The following is a 17,912-nucleotide window of genomic DNA, read 5'->3' as shown; positions in this document are numbered from 1 at the left end:
CTCCGCGTATAGGGTCGCGTTGTGGTGAAGATCGCTTCGTACGGGACCTGGACCTCGCCGATCAGCGCCGGCGACACCTCGAAGCCGGGGGGTGGGTTCCAGTGGGCCGACCTGCACGGTGAGCGGGTGTGGTGGGCGGAGAGCCGGCCCGCCGAGGGCGGCAGGGTGGCGCTGGTGCGCGACGGCGCAGAGGTGCTGCCGGCGCCGTGGAACGCCCGCAACCGGGTGCACGAGTACGGCGGCCGCCCGTTCGTGGTGCTCGCCGAGGACCGGGTGGCGTTCACCCATTGGGCTGATCAGCGGGTCTACGTGTTCAACCCCGACGCTCCCGAGCCCACGCCGCTGACCCCGGAGCCGGAGCGCCACCACGGGATCCGGTACTCGGACCTGTCGGCGGGCCCGGACGGCGAGGTGTGGTGCGTGCGGGAGTCCGTCACCGGTGACGCGCGCACGGACGTGCGCCGCGACCTGGTGGCGATCACCCGCGACGGCGAGATCCGCGTGCTGGGCGCGTCGCACCACTTCATGACGGGCCCGAAGATCAGCCCGGACGGCACGAAGGTGGCGTGGATCGGCTGGGACCACCCGCGGATGCCGTGGGACGGCACCGAGCTGTGCGTCGCCGACCTCGGCTCGGACGAGCACCGGGTGGTGGCGGGGTCGGCGACCGAGGCGGTGTGCCAGTTCGAGTGGGAGGGCGACTCGCTGCTCGCGCTGACCGACCCGGACGGCTGGTGGAACCTGTTCCGCGTCTCCCCCGACGGCACGCGCGCGAACCTGGCGCCGTGCGAGGAGGAGCTGGGCGGTCCGATGTGGCGGCTGGGCAACCGCTGGTTCGCGACGCTGTCGCCGGGCCGGTACCTGGTGGTGCGCTCCGGGCACCTGGCGGTGCTCGACGAGCGTTCGGCGACGGTGACCGACGTGCAGACCGACCTGCCGACGTGGGCGGCGGACCTGTCGGTGCGCGACGGTGTGGTGATCTGCGGCGCGGCGGGGCCGACGTCGGACTTCGCCGTGGTGCGCCTGGACCTGTCCAACGGGGAGCTGACCTACCTGACCGGCGGGCAGCAGTCACCGGAGGCGGCGTACCTGCCGGTACCGGTGGAGCGCGTGTTCGGTGAGATCCCCGCGTACGTGTACGCGCCGACGAACCCGGACTTCGCCGGACCGGAGGACGAGCTTCCGCCGTACGTGGTGCACGTGCACGGCGGGCCGACGGGGCGTGCGCTGCCCAAGCTCGACACGGACATCGCGTACTTCACCAGCCGCGGCATCGGCGTGGTGGCGGTCAACTACGGCGGCTCGACCGGCTACGGGCGGGCGTTCCGGGAGCGGCTGCGCGAGCAGTGGGGTGTCGTGGACGTGGAGGACTGCGCGTTCGTGGCCCAGCAGCTCGCGAAGGAGGGCACGGCGGACCCGGCGCGGCTGGGCATCCGCGGCGGCTCGGCGGGCGGCTGGACGTCGGCGGCGTCGCTGACCTCGACCGACGTGTACCGGTGCGGCATGGTGGCGTTCCCGATCCTGGACCTCGCGGGGTGGACCTCGGAGGGCGGCGAGACGCACGACTTCGAGTCGCGCTACGTCGAGGGCCTGGTCGGCACGCTGCCCGGGGCGGCGGACCGCTACCGGGACCGTTCTCCCTCGCGCAAGGCGCGGTCGGTGTCGGGGCCGGTGCTGCTGCTGCAGGGCCTGGAGGACGAGATCTGCCCGCCGGAGCAGGCCGACCGGTTCGCCGCGGACCTGGCCGGGTCGGGCATCCCGCACGCCTACCTCACCTTCGCCGGTGAGCAGCACGGCTTCCGGATGGCCGAGAACATCAAGGCGGCGCTGGAGGCGGAGCTGTCGTTCTACGGCCAGGCGTTCGGGTTCGTCCCGCCCGGCGTGCCGGTGCTGGACCTGTCGCAGTGACCGTGCTGTGCGCCGGGGACCGGGTCGCGCTGGTGTCCCCGGCAGGTCCCGCCCTGCCCTCGAGGCTCGCCGCGGGAGCGCAGGTGCTGCGCTCGTGGGGCCTGGAGGTCACCACACCTGTGGTGGCGCCGTGGTCGTTGCCGTATCTCGCGGGCTCTGACCGGGCACGGGCCGAGGAGTTCGTGTCGGGCTGGTGCTCGGACGTGGCGGCGGTGTTCTGCGTGCGCGGCGGGTACGGGTGTCTGCGGATGACCGACCTCGTGCCGTGGAAGGAGCTGCCGGCGCGGGTGTTCGTGGGCTCGTCGGACGTGACGGTGCTGCACACCGAGCTCAACGCGGTCGGGCAGCCGACGGTGTTCGGGCCGATGCCGGGCACCGCGGACTTCGTCGACGACCCCCTGGCCCAGGCACGGCTGCGCGCGGTGCTCTTCGACGGTGTGAGGTCGTGGAGCGCCGGCACGACGGTGGTGCCGGGGTCGGCGCGGGGGGTGCTCACGGGCGGGAACGTGGCGTTGCTCGCGGCGTCGGTGGGCGGGCCCCGGTGGGCGCCGCCGCCACCGGGGTCGATCGCGTTGCTCGAGGACGTCGGCGAGGAGGCCTACCGGCTGGACCGGCTGCTGACGCAGTTGCTGCGGGCGGGCTGGTTCGCGCCGGTGTCGGGGATCGTGCTGGGGTCGTGGACGGACTGCGGTGACGTGTCCGCGGTGCTGACCGACCGCCTGTCGGGGCTGGGCGTGCCGGTTCTGGGCGAGTTCGGGTTCGGGCACTGCGCGGGGTCGTGGTCGTTGCCCCTGGGAGTGACCGCCGAGCTGGACGCCTCAGCCGGGACGGTGACGCTGGCGTAGCGCGTCGGTGCGCAACCGGTCGGTCTGCTGGCCGATCCCGGCGATCTGCTCGGCCAGGCCCGGTTGCCCGTCGCGCAGTCCCTCCTCGGCCCGTGCGAGCGGGGTGAGCAGTTCCGCGGCGTCGTTGCCGCCCAGCGCCTGCTGCACGGCGTCGTCGTGCGGGCCGACCCGGGCGGCCAGTCCTCGCAGCACGCGCGCGTTGCGCTGCGCCCAGGCGGCGACGGCCTTGTCCCCGGCGCGCCGGTCGCGTTCGGCCTGCACGCGTTCGTCCCCGGTGCCGGTGTCGTCGGTGCGCCGCACGCGCAGGTAGCGCTTCTCGGCGGCCTGCCTGCTGGCGACGCCCAGCGCCGGGGCGAGCTCGGCCCAGCTCGTGCCGAGCTCGCGGGCGGCCTCGATGAGCTGCGGCTCCCATCCGGACAGCTCGTCGCGCAGCTGCCGCAGCAGCATCAGCGCCGCGAGGACCTCGGTGGCGTCGCCGGGTGAGGCGGCCGCGGCGCGGACCGCGTCGTAGTCGTTCGTCATGTCATCCTCCCGATGACGCGAGGGACTTGTCATCGTTCCGACGACATGTTACAACAGTGGGGCAGCGCATTGACAGTCCTACGAGAGATGAGTGGAGGTGTCAGATGTTGATGCGCACTGACCCGTTCCGTGAGTTCGACCGGCTGACGCAGCAGGTGCTGGGGTCGGCGGGCACGTGGTCGCGTCCCACGGCGATGCCGATGGACGCCTACCGCGACGGTGACGAGTTCGTGGTGGCCTTCGACCTGCCCGGGGTGGCGCCCGACGCGATCGACCTCGACGTCGAGCGCAACGTGCTGACGGTGAAGGCCGAGCGCCGGCCGGTGGGCAAGGACGTGGAGATGCAGGTGTCGGAACGGCCGCTGGGCGTGTTCTCCCGGCAGTTGTTCCTCGGTGACGCGCTCGACTCCGACCGCATCGACGCGAAGTACGACGCGGGTGTGCTGACGCTGCGGATCCCGGTCGCGGAACGCGCGAAGCCCCGCAAGATCTCGATCTCCGCAGGCGAGGACGCGCCGCGGCAGATCAACGCCTGATGCGCCTGGCGGGCGGCAGCCGTCCGGGTGACGCCGGGTAGGCTTCCGCCCGCCATGAGACCGCATCCCCAGTGGTCGGCGCTGGACGTGTACGCGTCCAACTCCGATCTCTACGCCGATCCCCGACTGGTGGAACGGGAGGATTACCGGCGTCGCTTCAAGCGTCACCGCCCCCGCACCCCCTCGGTCGTTCTCGCCCCGCACGGCGGCGGCATCGAGGTCGGCACCTCGGAACTGTGCCTGGCGATCGCCGGTTACCACCCGTCCACGCGCGTGCCGATCGGGCAGACGCACGACTACTGGATGTTCGAGGGCCTGCGCACCGCCGCGAACGACGAGCTGCACGTCACCTCGTCCAACTGCGACGACCGCGTGGCCCGCCAACTGGTCTCCGGCGCCCGCCACGCCCTGGGCCTGCACGGCTGCACCGCCGCGGCGGCGGGCCTGGAGGACCACGACCGGGCCGTGCTGGTCGGCGGCCGTGACGCGCTGCTGCGCCTGGAGCTGCTGACGCGGCTGCGGCGGGCGGGTTTTCACACGATCGACGCGGTCGACCACCCGGTGCTGGGCGGTTTCGACCGGGCGAACATCGCCAACCGCACCCGTTCGCGGCAGGGGGCGCAGCTGGAGCTGACCACTCCCCTGCGCACCGCGATGTTCTCGGAGAACTCGCGCTCGGACCGGCGGCACACGACTACCGAGGTGTTCTGGGACTTCGTGCACGCCTGCCGGGCAGCTCTCGGGGCACGTGAGGCGCTGAACAACTAGCGTCGGGCCTCATGCGCCTCACGTCGGTCACGGTCGGCACGTCCCAGCCCGTCGCGCTCGCCGCGTTCTACGCCCGTCTGCTGGGCGGGACGGTGACGGCGGCGGACGAGGGCTGGGCGCAGGTGCGGACACCGGGCGGGCTGACGGTGAACCTCGAGCTGGAACGTGAGTTCCGGCGGCCGGTGTGGCCGAGCGAACCCGGAGCGCCGGTGGCCACGCAGCACCTCGACATAGAGGTCGACGACCTGGACGCGGCGGTGGAGCACGCGCTGGCGTGCGGGGCGGTGCTCGCGCAGGTGCAGCCGCAGGACGACGTCCGGGTCCTGTTCGACCCGGACGGTCACCCGTTCTGCCTGTTCCTGGGCTAGGTGCTGTCTTGCGAGTTCGTTGGGCGACAGCGGCGGCCGAGGGCCCCGGAGACGGCACCGCCGCAACGCCCGGATACGGCCCGGTATGAGGGCGTGGCGGCGGCACCGTCTCCGGGTCGCTCGCCCGCGCCTCTCATCGAACGAACTCGCAAGACAGCACCTAGACGCGCTGCCCGAGCACCCGGCCGGGCCAGGTGCCGTCGCGCGCGGTGAAGGTGCCCAGGGACGTGAAGCCCTGCTGCTCGTAGTAGGCGACGAGGCGGTGGTCGTCGCCGTCGTAGCAGTCGACGCGCACGAGGCCGACCCCGGCGGCGCGGGCCTCGGTGAGGGCGTGGTCGAGCAGCGCCGCGCCGACGCCGCGTCCGGTGAACGCGCGGGCGGTGACCAGGAGCAGCACGTAGTGCTCGGGTTCGGCGACGGGCGGTACGTAGTCGACGGGGGTGGTGGAGGTGACGATCACGCCCGCCGCCTGTCCGTCGACGGTGGCGAGCCAGAGGGTGCTGGTGGTGGCGTAGGCGGTGAAGCGCTCGACGGCGGCCGGGACACCGGAGAAGTGCTCTGTCCCCCACTGCCCGGTGCGCCCCTGCGAGGCGAGCCAGTCCTGAGCGTCGTCCAACATGTGCAGGATCGTCGGGACGTCGGCCGGCCCGCCTCGCGTGATGTCCATGCGTCTACAGGTACTTCTTGAGCTCGCGCTTGGCCAGCGACATGCGGTGGACCTCGTCGGGGCCGTCGGCCAGGCGCAGGGTGCGGGCGGCGGCCCAGAGCTCGGCGAGCGGGGTGTCCTGGCTGACGCCGCCGGCGCCGTGGGCCTGGATGGCCTTGTCGAGGACCCATTCGGTCATCAGCGGGGTGCCGATCTTGATGGCCTGGATCTCGGTGTGGGCGCCCTTGTTGCCGACGGTGTCCATGAGCCACGCGGTCTTGAGCACGAGCAGGCGGGCCTGTTCGATGCGCACGCGCGCCTCGGCGATCCACTCCTGCACGACGCCCTGGGTGGCGATGGGCTTGCCGAACGCGACACGCGACACCGCGCGGCGGCACATGAGCTCCAGGGCGCGTTCGGCCATGCCGATCAGGCGCATGCAGTGGTGGATGCGGCCGGGGCCCAGGCGGGCCTGGGCGATGGCGAAGCCCTCGCCCTCACCGGCGATCAGGTTCGTCGCGGGGACGCGGACGTCGTCGAAGACGATCTCGGCGTGGCCGCCGTGGGCGTGGTCGCCGTAGCCGAAGACGCGCATCTCGCGCTCGATGGTGACGCCGGGGGTGTCGCGGGGCACGAGGATCTGGGACTGCTGGCGGTGGCGGTCGGCGTCGGGGTCGGTCTTGCCCATGACGATGAAGATGGCGCAGTTGGGGTTCATGGCGCCCGAGGACCACCACTTGCGGCCGTTGATGACGTAGTCGTCGCCGTCGCGTTCGATGCGGGTGGCGATGTTGGTGGCGTCGGAGGAGGCGACGTCGGGTTCGGTCATGCAGAACGCGGAGCGGATCTCGCCGTCGAGCAGGGGCTGCAGCCACTGCTTCTTCTGCTCGTCGGTGCCGAACATGGTGAGCACTTCCATGTTGCCGGTGTCCGGCGCGGCGCAGTTGAGCGCCTCGGGGGCGAGGTGGGGGCTGCGGCCGGTGATCTCCGCGAGCGGCGCGTACTGCAGGTTCGTGAGGCCGCCGCCGTGCTCGGCGTCCGGCAGGAACAGGTTCCACAGGCCTTGGCGGCGGGCCTCGGCCTTGAGCTCCTGCAGGACCGGCTGGCGCTGCCAGGGGTCGGTGGCGTCGTGCAGTTGCTGTTCGAGGACCGCTTCGGCCGGGTAGACGTGTTCGTCCATGAACGTGAGGAGCTTGGTGCGCAGTTCCTCGGTCTTGGCGTCGTAGGCGAAGTCCATTAGAGCTCCTTGTGGGCGGCGGCGAGTCCCTGCCGAACGAGGGGAACGGTGAACGCGCCGAGCTTCTCGAAGCCGGCGCCGACGGTCTTGCCGCTGGCGAAGCGGAAGTGGATGCCCTCGACGATGACGGCGAGCTTGAAGTAGCCGAAGGCGATGTACCAGCCCAGGCCGGAGGTGTCGGTGCCGGTGCGGGCGGTGTAGCGGGCGACGAGCTCGTCGGCGGTGAGGAACCCGGGCAGGGAGGTGACGCCGCCGGTGATGGGGTCGTTGTCGGAGCCCAGGCCCGCCCAGTAGACGTAGAGCAGGCCGAGGTCGGCGAGCGGGTCGCCGAGGGTGGCCATCTCCCAGTCCAGCACGGCGCTGATCTCGAGGGGGTCCTGGGTGACCAGTGCGTTGTCGAGGCGGTAGTCGCCGTGGATGATCGTGGCGCGCGCCGAGTCGGGGACGGTGGCGGCGAGCTTGTCGCGCAGTTCCTCGATGCCGGGCAGCTCCCGGCTGCGGGAGGCGTCGAGCTGCTTGCCCCACCGCTTGACCTGCCGGGCCAGGAACCCCTCCGGCCGGCCGAAGTCGCCCAGTCCGACGGAGTCGGGGTCGACGGAGTGCAGGTCGGCGAGCACGTCGACCAGGCGCTCGGAGAGCGTGCGGGCCTGCTCGGGGGTGATCCACGGGCACTGGGAGCGTTCGCGCAGGGCGGCGCCGGGCATCTCCTGCATGAGGTAGAACGGCGCGCCGATGACGGAGGTGTCCTCGACGAGGCGGTGGGCGCCCGGCACCGGCACGGAGGTGTCGGCCAGGGCGGAGATGACCCGGAACTCCCGTGCCATGTCGTGCGCGGTCGCGAGGACGTGCCCGAGCGGCGGGCGGCGCAGCACCCAGGTCTGCGTGCCGTCGCTGACGCGGTAGGTGAGGTTGGAGCGGCCGCCGCGGAACAGCTCGCCGGTGAGCGGGCCCGTGCCCAGGTGCGTGGCCAGTGCCTGCAGGTCGAGGCCGGGAAGGTCGGTCACAGGTTCACTCCGAGGGTGGCGAGGTGGGCGCGGGTGCTCTCGGCGCCGGTGTGCCGCAGCGCGTGCATGCCGACGGCCTGGGCGGCTTCGACGTTGATCGGCGCGTCGTCGAAGAACACCGCGCGCCCGGCGGGGACGCCGATGAGCTCCAGGGTGTGGTGGTAGATGCGCTCGTCGGGTTTGCGCAGGCCGATGCGGCCGCTGATGACGACGGTGTCGAACAGCTCGAGCAGCAGGTCCTTCGGGTAGCCCTCGCCCCAGCTGTTGGACAGCAGCGCGGTGTGCAGGCCGCAGGCGCGGGCCTTGCGGACGAGCTCGACCATCGCCGGGTCGGGCGTGGCACCGCCGAACATGCGCTTGAGCAGCCCGTTCCCGTCGATCGCCGCGCCGGTGGTGGTGATCAGCTCGGCGGCCAGCAGCCGTTCGAACTCGGGCACCGTGAGCTCGCCGGTCTCCAGGCGGAACACGGGGTTGTCCGGGAGCGCGTCGCGGCTGAGCCACTCGCGCATGATGCGGCCGTAGACGTCGCGGTCGATGGCCTCGGCGTGGATCCAGGCGCCGACGAACTCGGGCACGGACACGGTCATGACGCCGCCCCAGTCGAACACCAGCGCGTCGACCTCGGGCTGCTGCGGAAGCGTTGAGTCACCCACGGAACGGAGGGTACCGACCGGTCGGTATGTGGGCAACCGGTGAGCGTCGCGTCCTACTTTCGATGGACTCCCCCAGTCCTCTTTATCCGGTTTCCCGCCCTGCCGCACCTCGCTACGTTCGAACCCGAAAGGGGGACGACGACGATGAGAAGGATTGTGACGGCGGCAGTGGCCGCCCTGATGGCGAGTGCGGTGCTGGTGAGCCCCGCCGCGGCGGCGGGCAGTGGCGCGGTGGTACGCACGGACAAGGGCGCCGTGCGCGGAACGGTGGGCGAGCAGGTGCGGACGTTCGGGAACATCCCGTTCGCCGCGCCCCCGGTCGGCGAGAACCGGTGGCGCGACCCGCGGCCCGCCCGGCCGTGGCAGGGGGTGCGGGACGCGACGGCACCCGCGCCGACGTGCGCGCAGAACTCCCAGCTCGGACAACCCGCGTCCGACGTCGAGGACTGCCTGTACCTCAACGTGACGACCCCGGCCCGCGGCACGCACAGGCCACGGCCGGTGATGGTGTGGATCCACGGCGGCGGGTTCACCGCCGGAGGCGCGTCGATGTACGACGCGACCTGGCTGGCGGCGAACAACGACGCCGTCGTGGTCACCGTGAACTACCGGCTCGGCGTGTTCGGGTTCTTCGGGCACCCCGGCCTGCCCGGTTCGGGGACGTTCGGGCTCGCCGACCAGCAGGCGGCACTGAAGTGGGTGCAGCGCAACGCACGGGCGTTCGGCGGCGACGCGCGCAACGTGACGGTCTTCGGCGAGTCCGCGGGCGGGCTGAGCATCTGCGCGCAGCTGGCCTCACCACGCGCGGCCGGGCTGTTCGCCAAGGCGATCATCCAGTCCGGACCGTGCGGGCTGACGCTGCCCTCGTTCACCGCGCCCGGCGAGTTCACCGGCGTGTGGCGCTCACGCACCGACACGGAGAACGCCGGTACCGGCGCGCTCGGCTGCGCCGACCTGACGTGTCTGCGGGCCAAGCCGGTGTCCGATCTGCTCACGGTGCACGAGCAGTTCGCGTCACCGTCGTTCGACACCGCGCTGCTGCCGACCGACCCGGCCCTCGCACAACGCACCGGCCGTGTGCACCGGGTACCGACGCTGGTCGGCTCGACGCACGACGAGATGACGTTGTTCGCGCCGTTGTTCTTCCCGCAGCCGATTCCCGAGACCGCCTACGGCGACCAGCTCGCCTGGCTGTTCGGGCCCAACGCCGGCCAGATCGCCGCCCGATACCCGGTCAACGGCAACGGTGACGCCCGCGACGAGATCGCCCAGCTGCTGACCGACCGGTCGTGGGCGTGCACGACGCAGACCACACGCGAGGAACTGGGCAGGCACACACGGGTCTCGGGCTACGAGTTCTCCGACCCGGACGTGCCGATGATCTTCCCCGGCTTCCCGCCGTTCCCCGAGTACGGCGCCTACCACGGCTCCGAGCTGCTGATGCTCTTCGACATGGGCCAGACCCTCACCCCCACCCAGCGGGCGGTGTCGGACTACATGATCTCGGCGTGGGGCCGGTTCGCCCGCACCGGCGATCCGGGGTGGCGCGCCCCGGTGCAGTCGCTGGCACCCGGTGCGATCAGGGGCACCGACTTCGCCCTCGATCACCAGTGCGGGTTCTGGTCGTCCATCCTGTAGCGCATGCCCGGCTACCGCGGACTCGCCCGCGATCGCGAGTTCCGCGCCCTGTTCGTGGCGCACGTGGTGTCGGTGGCCGGGGACCAGTTCGCGAGGGTCGCGCTGACGGTGCACGTCTACGACCGCACCGCCAGCGCGGGCCTCACCGCGCTGACCTACGCGCTGACGTTCCTGCCCGACCTGCTCGGCGGCCCGCTGCTCTCGGGGATCGCCGACCGGTTCGCCCGCCGCAATGTCATGGTGGCCGCCGACGTCGTGCGCGCGGCACTGCTGTCGCTGATGGCTGTACCGGGACTGCCGTTGTGGGCACTGGCTGCGCTGCTGGTCGCCGTGCAACTCGCGGGAGCCCCGCACGGGGCGGCGAGGGCGGCGCTGCTGCCCCACATCCTGCCCGACGAGCGCTACCCGCTCGGCCAGGCCGTCCTCAACACCGTCACCCAGGCCGCGCAGGTCGCCGGGTTCCTCGGCGGCGGCGTGCTCGTCGCGACCCTGGGACCGAGCCCGGTACTGGTCGCCGACGGGGTCACGTTCGCGGTCTCGGCACTGCTGGTCGGACTGTTCCTGCTGGACCGGCCGGCGCCGGCCCACCCCCACGTGCGGGCCTGGCCCGCCGACCTGGTCGGCGGCGCGAGACTCGTGTGGGGCGAGCGGCGGCTGCGCGCCCTGGTCGCACTGGCCTGCGTCTCCGGGTTCTACATCACCGCCGAGGCCCTCGCCGCCCCGCTGGCCGCCCAGCTCGGCGCCGGTCCCGCCGGAGTCGGGGCGATCTTCGGCGTCGTGTCCGCCGGCACGGCGGTGGGCATGGTCGTGCTGGCCCGCGTACCGGCGGAGCGGGGGCTGCGGTGGATGCCCGCGCTGTCGGTCGCCTCGTGCGCGGTGCTGCTGCCGATGGCGTTCGGCCCGGGTCTGGTGTGGACGCTGGTGCTGCTCGGGCTCTCCGGCGCGGCCAGCGGCTACCAGCTGCTCGCGAACGCGACGTTCGTGCGGTCGGTGCCCGACGCGACGCGCGGGCAGGCGTTCGGACTGGCCGTCACCGCCCTGCGGGTCTCCCAGGGCCTGGGGATCGCCGCGGCCGGGGCGGCCGCGCACTTCTGGCCCGTGCACCACGTCATCGCCGCCGTCGCCGGGGTGGGCACGATCGCCGCCGCGGGCGCCGGGTGGCAGTGGACACGGGCGTCCACACAGGCCCGACGACCGTCACGGTGACGGCGGAGGGCGCCGGGCGGGCACCCTCCCGCGTCACCACGAACGCACAGGGACTCAGACGGTCCAGTCGGTCGACGCGAACGTCCAGTCCGTCGACGACACGAACGTCCAGTCGGTCGAACCGGAGGCGAAGGTCCAGTCCGTCGACGTCGCGAAGGTCCAGTCAGTGGAGGTGAAAGTCCAGTCGGTGGACAGCGCGCGGTTCATCATGACCGTCTCCTTGTGGGAATGCGGGGTGTGCGAAGAGGGGTGAAAAGCGAGGTGTGCTCGGGGGTGAGGTCCCCCACATGGAGCCACGACTTCCCGTGACCCGATAGCTACAGTGGTTTGTTCCTGATGGTGTTCGGTGGGGGTGGCAGCGTGCCTTGGCTCGACCCGCGCCGGTGGAAGTTATGGTCCCTTCCTCCTGTCGTGCTGACCTACGTCGTGACGATTGCCGTGCTCGCGGCACTCGTCACGCTCGCGACCGCACGGCTTACCCCTGTCGAGGTGCGCCACTGGGTCTGGTTCGCGGCACTCACCGCGGCAGCGCTGATCCACCTCGAAGCGGCGCGCGGAATAGAACGCATCCGCGAAATCTCCTCTGAGGGCGTCCCTCACGCGCAGATGCAATCGGTGTGGCAATTCGCGGGCGTGCTCGTTCTCCCGATGCCACTGGTCGTCCTGATGGTCGTGACCATCTACCTGCACGCGTGGCTGCGGGTGTACAAGCGCCGGGCCGTTCTCTACCGGAAACTGTTCTCCGCCGCCACTGTCGTACTTGGCTGTGCCGCAGCGCAATGGGTGCTGCACATGTTCTCGGCCTCACACCCGTCCGACCTGGACGGTCCACGAGGACTCATCGCCCTCGTCATCGCCGGATTCCTCTACTGGTTCGTCAACTACGCCCTGGTCGTGGGCGCGATCATCATGACCAACCCCGCCAACCCGCTCAAGACCGCGCTCGGCCACGCCTCCGACGTCCTCATCGTCACCGCGTCCGTCGGCCTCGGCTCCGGCATCGCCATCATCGCCACCGCCCGCCCGTGGCTCTCCCCGATCCTGCTGCTCACCGTCCTGGCCCTGCACATGGGACTGCTGCTGCCCCAGTTCCGCGTCGCCGCCCGCACCGACAGCAAGACCGGCCTGGTCGACGCCACCTTCTGGCACGACGTCGCCGAACGCGAGATCGCCCGAGCCCGCCGCCTCGTCTCCACCGTCGGCGTCCTCATCCTCGACCTCGACCACTTCAAGCAGATCAACGACACCTACGGCCACCTCGCCGGCGACCGCGTCCTGCGCGCCGTCGCCGACACCCTCAGACACGCCGTCCGCTCCTACGACCTCGTCGGACGCTTCGGCGGCGAGGAGTTCGCCGTCCTGCTCCCCGGCGTCGGCACCGCCGAAGTCCGCGCCACCGCCGAACGCATCCGCTTCGACATCGCCCGCCTCGAGATCGAGGTCGTCGACCGCTCCGGCGAGCCCCGCGTCATCACCGGCCTCACCGGCTCCGTCGGCGCCGCGGTGTTCCCCGACACCGCCCTCGAACTCAGCCCCCTGCTGCTCGCCGCCGACGAGGCCCTCTACCAGGCCAAGAACAACGGCCGCGACCGCGTCGCCACCGCCGCCGCCCGCTGACCCGCACCTACGGCGACAGCGACCGGGGGAGACGGCACCGCCGCACCAGGCGAGCACGCCGGGAACGAGACCGCGAGGGCCGGCACCGCCACTCCTCGGACGGATCCGCCGGACACCACCCGGTCCCCCTAGTCGGCCAGGAACGCCTCGATCCGCCGCGCGACCTGCTCCGGCTCCTCCACCCACGGGTAGTGCCCCACACCGTCGTGCACCGTCAGCGTCGAGTCCGGGAACAGGTCCGCCAGCTCCACGCACCGCCGCACCGGCGAGATCGGGTCCTCCGAGCACGCGTACACCAGCACCGGGTGGCCGAAGTCCGCCAGCGCCCGCCGCAGCACACCCGGCACGAACGCACCCTCGGCGTTGTAGCCCAGCGCCACCTCGTACTTCCACTGCCCGAGCTCGGCCCGCGCGTGCGCCTGCGCCCGCTCGTCCCACCGCGCGTACAGCAACGGCGAGGCCGCCACCCGGTTCTCCACCGAGTCGTCACCCGCCGCGTTGCGCTCCAGCGCCGTCGTCGCCGCCTCGAACCACGGCCGATCGGCCCGCGCGGCCAGGAACGCGTCCCAGTCGCTCTGCTCCGGCGACAACCCCACGCTGCGCAACGCCGGCGTCAGCAGCACCAGCCGCCCGACGCGGTCCGGGAAGTCCGCCGCGTACCCCATCGCGATGCCCGCGCCCGCCGAGTGACCGAGCACGTCCACCACGTCCAGGCCCAGGTGCCGGCGCAGCGCCTCCACGTCCCGCACCAGCATGTCCCGGCGGTAGGTGAACGGGTCCGCGGGCTCGGCCGACTCCCCCGTACCCCGGTTGTCCAGGACCACCAGCCGCCGCGACGCGTCCAGGCCACCGAGCGTCTCCAGGTACTCCGACGCCCGCCCGGGACCACCCGCCAGCACGAGCAGAGGGGGCCCCTCGCCCAGCTCCCGGTAGGCGAGTTCAGTGCCGTCGAACGAGGTGAAGCGTGCCATGCTGGACATCATGCCGAAGATCGCCACCGCGGACGTCGTCGACCGGCCGCAGCTGCTCGAGTTCCTCTCCACCCGCCACCACGGCCTCCTCATCACCCACCGCGGCAGCACCGGCGGACTGCAGGTCTCCCCCGTCTCCTGCGGCGTCGACTCCCAGGGCCGCGTCGTCGTCGCGACCTACCCCCAGCGCGCCAAGGTCCGCAACGCCCGCCGCACCCCGGCCGTCACCCTCTGCGTGCTCTCCGACGACTTCAACGGCCCCTACGTCCAGATCGACGGCACCGCCGAAGTCCTCGACCTGCCCGAAGCCCTCGAGGACTTCGTCGAGTACTACCGCTGCATCGCGGGCGAGCACCCCGACTGGGACGAGTACCGCGCCGCCATGCTCCGCCAGGGCAAGTCCCTCATCCGCGTCACCATCACCGGCTGGGGCCCCATCGCCACCGGCGGCTTCCCGCCCGAACTGGAGCAGTGACCCGCGGGTGAAGCTCTGGATGAAAATCGTCCTGTGGGCCTACATCGCGTTCAACCTGCTCCAGGCCGTCGTGCTCACCCTCGACCCCGCACTCACCGACCGCGCCTACCTCGGCGGCGAGATGACCCCCACCCGCGCGTTCCAGTGGTACGCCGTCGCCGGATACCACGTCCTGATCATCGCCGTCACGGTCATCGCCATGGGACTGCAGCGGGCGAAGGACCGGCGCAAGATCATCGTCGTCAACGCCCTGATGTACCTGTTCTGGGACGCCGGCTCACAACTCGCCTACTGGGGCCGCGAGATCGGCATGGCCACCAGCGACCTGTTCATCAACTCCGGCGTCAGCACCGCCACCGCCCTGATCCTGCTCGCGGTGGCGTGGTTCGACCGCGACACCACTAGCTAGCCCACGCACCGCCCCAGCCCGCGGGCTTCTCCAGCACCACGCACGCACCACCACGCGGCCCCTCGATCGACGCGATCCGTCCCGTTGGCACGGTCGTCGGCTCCAGCAGCACACGACCGTCCAACTCGGACACCCGCGCACACACCGCCGCCACGTCCTCCACCGCGAAGTACACCTGCCAGCCCTCCGCACGCGACGTCACCAGACGCCCCGCCACAGCACGCGGATCACCATGACGCGCCGAGGTGAACAACACGAAGTCCTCCGCGCCGGACCTGCTCTCCCAGCCCAACTCCGACACCCAGTACTCGTCCCGCGGCGCCGACGTCATCAACTCCGCCCAGCACGGCTCACCAGCGCGCGGCGGCGGCGCCCACGGACCGTGCAACACCCGCCCGGAGTCCACAGAGGAGTTGCCCACCAACTCCCGCGGCTCATCACCGCCGAAGAACACCCGCCAACCCCGGTCCCCCGCCACGACCTGAGCCGCGAGCCGATCACCCACCCAGCCCGAGAACGACCCACCGGGCTCCGCGATCACCGTCCACCCGAGAACCCCGGCGAAGAAGTCCACCGACAACTCGGGCTCGGCAACGCTCAACTCAAGACGACGAACACCACAAGACGACACGGACATCCCATCGGGCGGGGATCAGGAGCGCGCACCATCCTCTGCGCCCACCACCTGAGACGACAATGCGCCATTCGGCGGCATGCGCTCCGCGCTCACCACGTCACTCAACGGCACCGGCCGACCGAGGTGGAAACCCTGCCCCACCCGCACCCCGAGCCCCTTCAAAGCGTCCACCTGAGACGGACGCTCCACCCACTCCGCCACCGCCGACAACCCCAGCCCGTTCGCGATCTGCACGATCCCCGACACCAGCACCGCGTCCGCGTCGTTGGTCTCGATGCCCTTCACGAACTCACCGTCGATCTTGATACCCGTGATCGGCAAGTGCTTCAGGTGCACGAACGACCCGAACCCCGAACCGAAGTCGTCCAGAGTGATCCGGCACCCGAAACTCCGCAGCTGCGTCGCCAGCGTCACCGCCGCGTCCAGGTTCGTCACCGCCGCCGTCTCCGTGATCTCCAACCCCAACCGGCCCGGCGCCACCCCCGCAGACCCCAGCTTGTCGAGCACGAAATCACCGAAGTCCGGATCCTCCAACGTCCGCCCCGACACGTTCACGTTGAACCGCAACCGCGGATCCGGCTGCGCCACCAACGCGTCGATCGCCGTCGTCAACACCCACCGGTCCACCTCCAGGATCAGGTTCGACCGCTCCGCCACCGGCAGGAAGTCCGCAGGACCCAGATACGGCTCCTGCCCGTCCTCCAACCGCAACAACAACTCGTGCCCCAGCGTCTGACCCGACGTCAGCTCCACCATCGGCATCCCGTACAGCGCCAGACCACCACCCGACAGCGCCGCCCGCAGCCGGTCCAGCACACTGACCCGCTTCACCGTGTCCGCGTAGTGGTTCGGCTCGTACACCGTCACCCGGTCCCGGCCCGCCGCCTTCGACGCGTACAGCGCCAAATCCGCGTTCGCCAGCACCAACTCCCACGAATCACCCGGACCGAACTCCGCCAGACCCGTGCTCACCGTGATCCGCGCAGGAGTACCGATACCGGCGAGCGGAAAACCCGCCACCGCGTCCCGCAGCCCATCAGCCACCTCGGACGCGTCCTTCGGCGACGCACCCGGCAACACCACCGCGAACTCGTCACCACCCAGACGAGCGATCAACCTGTCACCCAGACGGGACTGCAACGCCGACGCCAGCATCCGCATCACCCGGTCACCCACCGCATGACCGCGCAGATCGTTGACGTCCTTGAAGTTGTCCAGGTCCAGCACCAGAAGAGCACCCGAACCGTTGTTCGCCAGCTCCTGCTCCAGAGCACGCGTCAACGCCCTGCGGTTCGGCAGACCCGTCAACGGATCCTGCTCCGCCATCCGCACCAGCTCGTCGTGCACACGACTCGACTGCGTCACGTCGTGCGCCGTCCCCAAAGCCCTCAACGGCGTGCCGTCGTCCCCCACGACGACCTCACCGAAGCACTCGAACACCCGCTCCTTGCCGTCCGGCCGCAACATCCGATGCGTGTACGTGAACACCGAACCCGACTTCAGCGCCGCGTCCAGCGTCTCCTCGATCATCGGCAGATCGTCCGGGTGCACCAGCTGCGAATACATCTGGAAGTCGAACGCCGTCCCCGGCGGAAACCCGAACATCTCCAGCAACGTGTCCGACCACGTCACCCGGTCCTCGCGGATCAACCACTCCCACGTGCCCATCCGCCCCAACGCCTGAGCACGCCGAAGAGCGTCCGCCTCCTGCGTCACCGTCAACTCACGATCACGCCACGACGACACGTCCACGACCTCGTACATCAGGTCGTCACCCAGCTTCGAGCACCGCACCTCGAGCCACCTCGGCCCCGGCACCAGCACTTCCCGCACCGGCGCCGGCACCTCGGGCACCCCCGGCAGCAACGCGGGCAACGACCGCCCGTACGCCTGCTCCACCGGAACCCCCAGCACAGCACCCAACGCGCGGTTGCACCACAACAGGTTCCCGCGCGAATCCGTCACGGCATAGCCGACACCCGCCCGGTCCAGCACCGTGCGGCAGTAGGAGGTCACGCGCGTCATGATCGTCCGATCACCGGACGTAAGCAACCCGCTACGCCGGTCAGTTCGCTGTTGTGCGAACGGCTACCGCAGCCGCTCCAAACCCTTCGCCGACTCCACCAGCTCCGCCGCCAGCTTCCTCAGCTCCTCGTTCTCCGCCCCGTCCTGCGCCGCGGTCACCACGTCCTCCGCGGCACACCGCAGCTGGAACAACCTGTCCTGCAGGTCCGCCAGCTCCGCGGTGCTCAACACCACCGCGTCCTCCGGCAGACCACCCCGCTGCAACGCCGCCCTGCGCTCGTACGCACGCTGACGACACGGCTGCGCGCAATAACGCCTCGGCCGGCCGATCCGCCCACTCCCCGGCAACCGCCTCCCGCACCACGCGCAGTGCCTGGGCTCATCCGCCTCCATGGAGCGCTCCATGGCGCGCGACGGTAGCGAATCGCGGTGGGTGGTCTCCAGCGA

Annotated in this window: 20 protein-coding genes; 10 read left to right on the top strand and 10 right to left on the bottom strand. The window is 71.2% G+C overall.

Annotated features, from left to right (window positions below):
• Positions 1-21: 21 nt before the first annotated feature.
• Together IE307_RS17675 and IE307_RS17670 are read left to right on the top strand one after the other, a co-directional pair.
• A complete protein-coding gene (locus IE307_RS17675; RefSeq protein ID WP_191299073.1) occupies positions 22-1,908 on the top strand; it encodes a prolyl oligopeptidase family serine peptidase in 1,887 nt (628 codons plus the stop codon).
• Positions 1,905-2,753 (top strand): S66 peptidase family protein, encoded by an 849-nt coding sequence (locus IE307_RS17670; RefSeq protein WP_191299072.1) that lies wholly within the window; start codon positions 1,905-1,907, stop codon positions 2,751-2,753. Before IE307_RS17675 ends, IE307_RS17670 begins: the two co-directional genes overlap by 4 nt.
• Here IE307_RS17670 and IE307_RS17665 read toward each other — a convergent pair.
• Positions 2,727-3,275, bottom strand: coding sequence for an HSP18 transcriptional regulator (locus tag IE307_RS17665; RefSeq protein ID WP_229904813.1), 549 nt, complete (start codon positions 3,273-3,275; stop codon positions 2,727-2,729). The two genes, IE307_RS17670 and IE307_RS17665, sit on opposite strands and share 27 nt — an antisense overlap.
• A gap of 104 nt (positions 3,276-3,379) precedes the next feature.
• Here IE307_RS17665 and IE307_RS17660 point away from each other — a divergent pair, with 104 nt between their 5' ends.
• Genes IE307_RS17660 through IE307_RS17650 form a run of 3 tightly spaced genes read left to right on the top strand, consistent with a single transcriptional unit; the run spans position 3,380 to position 4,947 of the window.
• A complete protein-coding gene (locus IE307_RS17660; RefSeq protein WP_191299071.1) occupies positions 3,380-3,811 on the top strand; it encodes an Hsp20/alpha crystallin family protein in 432 nt (143 codons plus the stop codon).
• A gap of 54 nt (positions 3,812-3,865) precedes the next feature.
• The gene (locus IE307_RS17655) at positions 3,866-4,579 is read left to right on the top strand and encodes a poly-gamma-glutamate hydrolase family protein (protein ID WP_191299070.1); all 714 of its coding nucleotides are present in this window, start codon (positions 3,866-3,868) and stop codon (positions 4,577-4,579) included.
• An 11-nt stretch (positions 4,580-4,590) separates the two neighbouring features.
• A complete protein-coding gene (locus IE307_RS17650) occupies positions 4,591-4,947 on the top strand; it encodes a VOC family protein (protein ID WP_191299069.1) in 357 nt (118 codons plus the stop codon).
• Between the two features lie 160 nt (positions 4,948-5,107).
• On the opposite strand, the gene IE307_RS17645 is transcribed toward IE307_RS17650, so the two are convergent.
• Genes IE307_RS17645 through IE307_RS17630 form a run of 4 tightly spaced genes read right to left on the bottom strand, consistent with a single transcriptional unit; the run spans position 5,108 to position 8,487 of the window.
• Positions 5,108-5,614 carry a GNAT family N-acetyltransferase gene (locus IE307_RS17645; protein WP_191299068.1) on the bottom strand — a complete coding sequence of 169 codons (507 nt, stop codon included), beginning with the start codon at positions 5,612-5,614 and terminating at the stop codon, positions 5,108-5,110.
• A 4-nt stretch (positions 5,615-5,618) separates the two neighbouring features.
• The gene (locus IE307_RS17640) at positions 5,619-6,830 is read right to left on the bottom strand and encodes an acyl-CoA dehydrogenase family protein (protein ID WP_191299067.1); all 1,212 of its coding nucleotides are present in this window, start codon (positions 6,828-6,830) and stop codon (positions 5,619-5,621) included.
• Complete coding sequence (locus IE307_RS17635; protein ID WP_191299066.1) at positions 6,830-7,834, bottom strand: phosphotransferase family protein; 1,005 nt, start codon at positions 7,832-7,834, stop codon at positions 6,830-6,832. Before IE307_RS17635 ends, IE307_RS17640 begins: the two co-directional genes overlap by 1 nt.
• Positions 7,831-8,487, bottom strand: a complete 657-nt coding sequence (locus IE307_RS17630) for an HAD family hydrolase (protein ID WP_229904812.1) — start codon at positions 8,485-8,487, stop codon at positions 7,831-7,833. The genes IE307_RS17635 and IE307_RS17630 overlap by 4 nt, the downstream gene beginning before the upstream one ends.
• A gap of 144 nt (positions 8,488-8,631) precedes the next feature.
• Between IE307_RS17630 and IE307_RS17625 the strand changes: the two genes are divergently transcribed.
• Together IE307_RS17625 and IE307_RS17620 are read left to right on the top strand one after the other, a co-directional pair.
• Positions 8,632-10,125, top strand: a complete 1,494-nt coding sequence (locus IE307_RS17625; RefSeq protein ID WP_191299065.1) for a carboxylesterase/lipase family protein — start codon at positions 8,632-8,634, stop codon at positions 10,123-10,125.
• Between the two features lie 3 nt (positions 10,126-10,128).
• Complete coding sequence (locus IE307_RS17620) at positions 10,129-11,331, top strand: MFS transporter (protein ID WP_191299064.1); 1,203 nt, start codon at positions 10,129-10,131, stop codon at positions 11,329-11,331.
• Between the two features lie 54 nt (positions 11,332-11,385).
• Here IE307_RS17620 and IE307_RS17615 read toward each other — a convergent pair whose 3' ends face one another.
• Positions 11,386-11,541: a hypothetical protein gene (locus tag IE307_RS17615; protein WP_191299063.1), complete on the bottom strand. Its 156-nt coding sequence runs from the start codon at positions 11,539-11,541 to the stop codon at positions 11,386-11,388.
• 150 nt (positions 11,542-11,691) lie between these two features.
• On the opposite strand from IE307_RS17615, the gene IE307_RS17610 reads away from it, so the two are divergent.
• A complete protein-coding gene (locus IE307_RS17610) occupies positions 11,692-12,948 on the top strand; it encodes a GGDEF domain-containing protein (protein WP_229904811.1) in 1,257 nt (418 codons plus the stop codon).
• A gap of 128 nt (positions 12,949-13,076) precedes the next feature.
• On the opposite strand, the gene IE307_RS17605 is transcribed toward IE307_RS17610, so the two are convergent.
• Complete coding sequence (locus IE307_RS17605; protein ID WP_191299061.1) at positions 13,077-13,919, bottom strand: alpha/beta fold hydrolase; 843 nt, start codon at positions 13,917-13,919, stop codon at positions 13,077-13,079.
• Between the two features lie 10 nt (positions 13,920-13,929).
• Here IE307_RS17605 and IE307_RS17600 point away from each other — a divergent pair, with 10 nt between their 5' ends.
• Together IE307_RS17600 and IE307_RS17595 are read left to right on the top strand one after the other, a co-directional pair.
• Positions 13,930-14,394: a PPOX class F420-dependent oxidoreductase gene (locus tag IE307_RS17600; protein ID WP_191299788.1), complete on the top strand. Its 465-nt coding sequence runs from the start codon at positions 13,930-13,932 to the stop codon at positions 14,392-14,394.
• A gap of 19 nt (positions 14,395-14,413) precedes the next feature.
• Positions 14,414-14,803: a hypothetical protein gene (locus tag IE307_RS17595; RefSeq protein WP_191299060.1), complete on the top strand. Its 390-nt coding sequence runs from the start codon at positions 14,414-14,416 to the stop codon at positions 14,801-14,803.
• Here IE307_RS17595 and IE307_RS17590 read toward each other — a convergent pair.
• From IE307_RS17590 to IE307_RS17580, 3 genes are all read right to left on the bottom strand, one after another.
• A complete protein-coding gene (locus tag IE307_RS17590; protein ID WP_191299059.1) occupies positions 14,796-15,404 on the bottom strand; it encodes a VOC family protein in 609 nt (202 codons plus the stop codon). The two genes, IE307_RS17595 and IE307_RS17590, sit on opposite strands and share 8 nt — an antisense overlap.
• Before the next feature lie 51 nt (positions 15,405-15,455).
• Positions 15,456-17,456: a putative bifunctional diguanylate cyclase/phosphodiesterase gene (locus IE307_RS17585; RefSeq protein WP_229904810.1), complete on the bottom strand. Its 2,001-nt coding sequence runs from the start codon at positions 17,454-17,456 to the stop codon at positions 15,456-15,458.
• Between the two features lie 72 nt (positions 17,457-17,528).
• Positions 17,529-17,870 (bottom strand): hypothetical protein, encoded by a 342-nt coding sequence (locus IE307_RS17580; protein WP_030475304.1) that lies wholly within the window; start codon positions 17,868-17,870, stop codon positions 17,529-17,531.
• Between the last annotated feature and the right edge of the window lie 42 nt (positions 17,871-17,912).

Origin of the sequence: Lentzea cavernae (genome assembly GCF_014653695.1) — a bacterium.
Lineage (GTDB): Bacteria > Actinomycetota > Actinomycetes > Mycobacteriales > Pseudonocardiaceae > Lentzea > Lentzea cavernae.
This window is presented reverse-complemented; position numbering and strand designations above follow the sequence as displayed.

Coding starts and splice junctions, on each gene's coding strand:
- IE307_RS17615 (WP_191299063.1), bottom strand. CDS start 11,541: ATGATGAACCGCGCGCTGTCCACCGACTGGACTTTCACCTCCACTGAC.
- IE307_RS17605 (WP_191299061.1), bottom strand. CDS start 13,919: ATGGCACGCTTCACCTCGTTCGACGGCACTGAACTCGCCTACCGGGAG.
- IE307_RS17645 (WP_191299068.1), bottom strand. CDS start 5,614: ATGGACATCACGCGAGGCGGGCCGGCCGACGTCCCGACGATCCTGCAC.
- IE307_RS17660 (WP_191299071.1), top strand. CDS start 3,380: ATGTTGATGCGCACTGACCCGTTCCGTGAGTTCGACCGGCTGACGCAG.
- IE307_RS17600 (WP_191299788.1), top strand. CDS start 13,930: ATGCCGAAGATCGCCACCGCGGACGTCGTCGACCGGCCGCAGCTGCTC.
- IE307_RS17640 (WP_191299067.1), bottom strand. CDS start 6,830: ATGGACTTCGCCTACGACGCCAAGACCGAGGAACTGCGCACCAAGCTC.
- IE307_RS17655 (WP_191299070.1), top strand. CDS start 3,866: ATGAGACCGCATCCCCAGTGGTCGGCGCTGGACGTGTACGCGTCCAAC.
- IE307_RS17625 (WP_191299065.1), top strand. CDS start 8,632: ATGAGAAGGATTGTGACGGCGGCAGTGGCCGCCCTGATGGCGAGTGCG.
- IE307_RS17580 (WP_030475304.1), bottom strand. CDS start 17,870: ATGGAGCGCTCCATGGAGGCGGATGAGCCCAGGCACTGCGCGTGGTGC.
- IE307_RS17650 (WP_191299069.1), top strand. CDS start 4,591: ATGCGCCTCACGTCGGTCACGGTCGGCACGTCCCAGCCCGTCGCGCTC.
- IE307_RS17665 (WP_229904813.1), bottom strand. CDS start 3,275: ATGACGAACGACTACGACGCGGTCCGCGCCGCGGCCGCCTCACCCGGC.
- IE307_RS17595 (WP_191299060.1), top strand. CDS start 14,414: ATGAAAATCGTCCTGTGGGCCTACATCGCGTTCAACCTGCTCCAGGCC.
- IE307_RS17620 (WP_191299064.1), top strand. CDS start 10,129: ATGCCCGGCTACCGCGGACTCGCCCGCGATCGCGAGTTCCGCGCCCTG.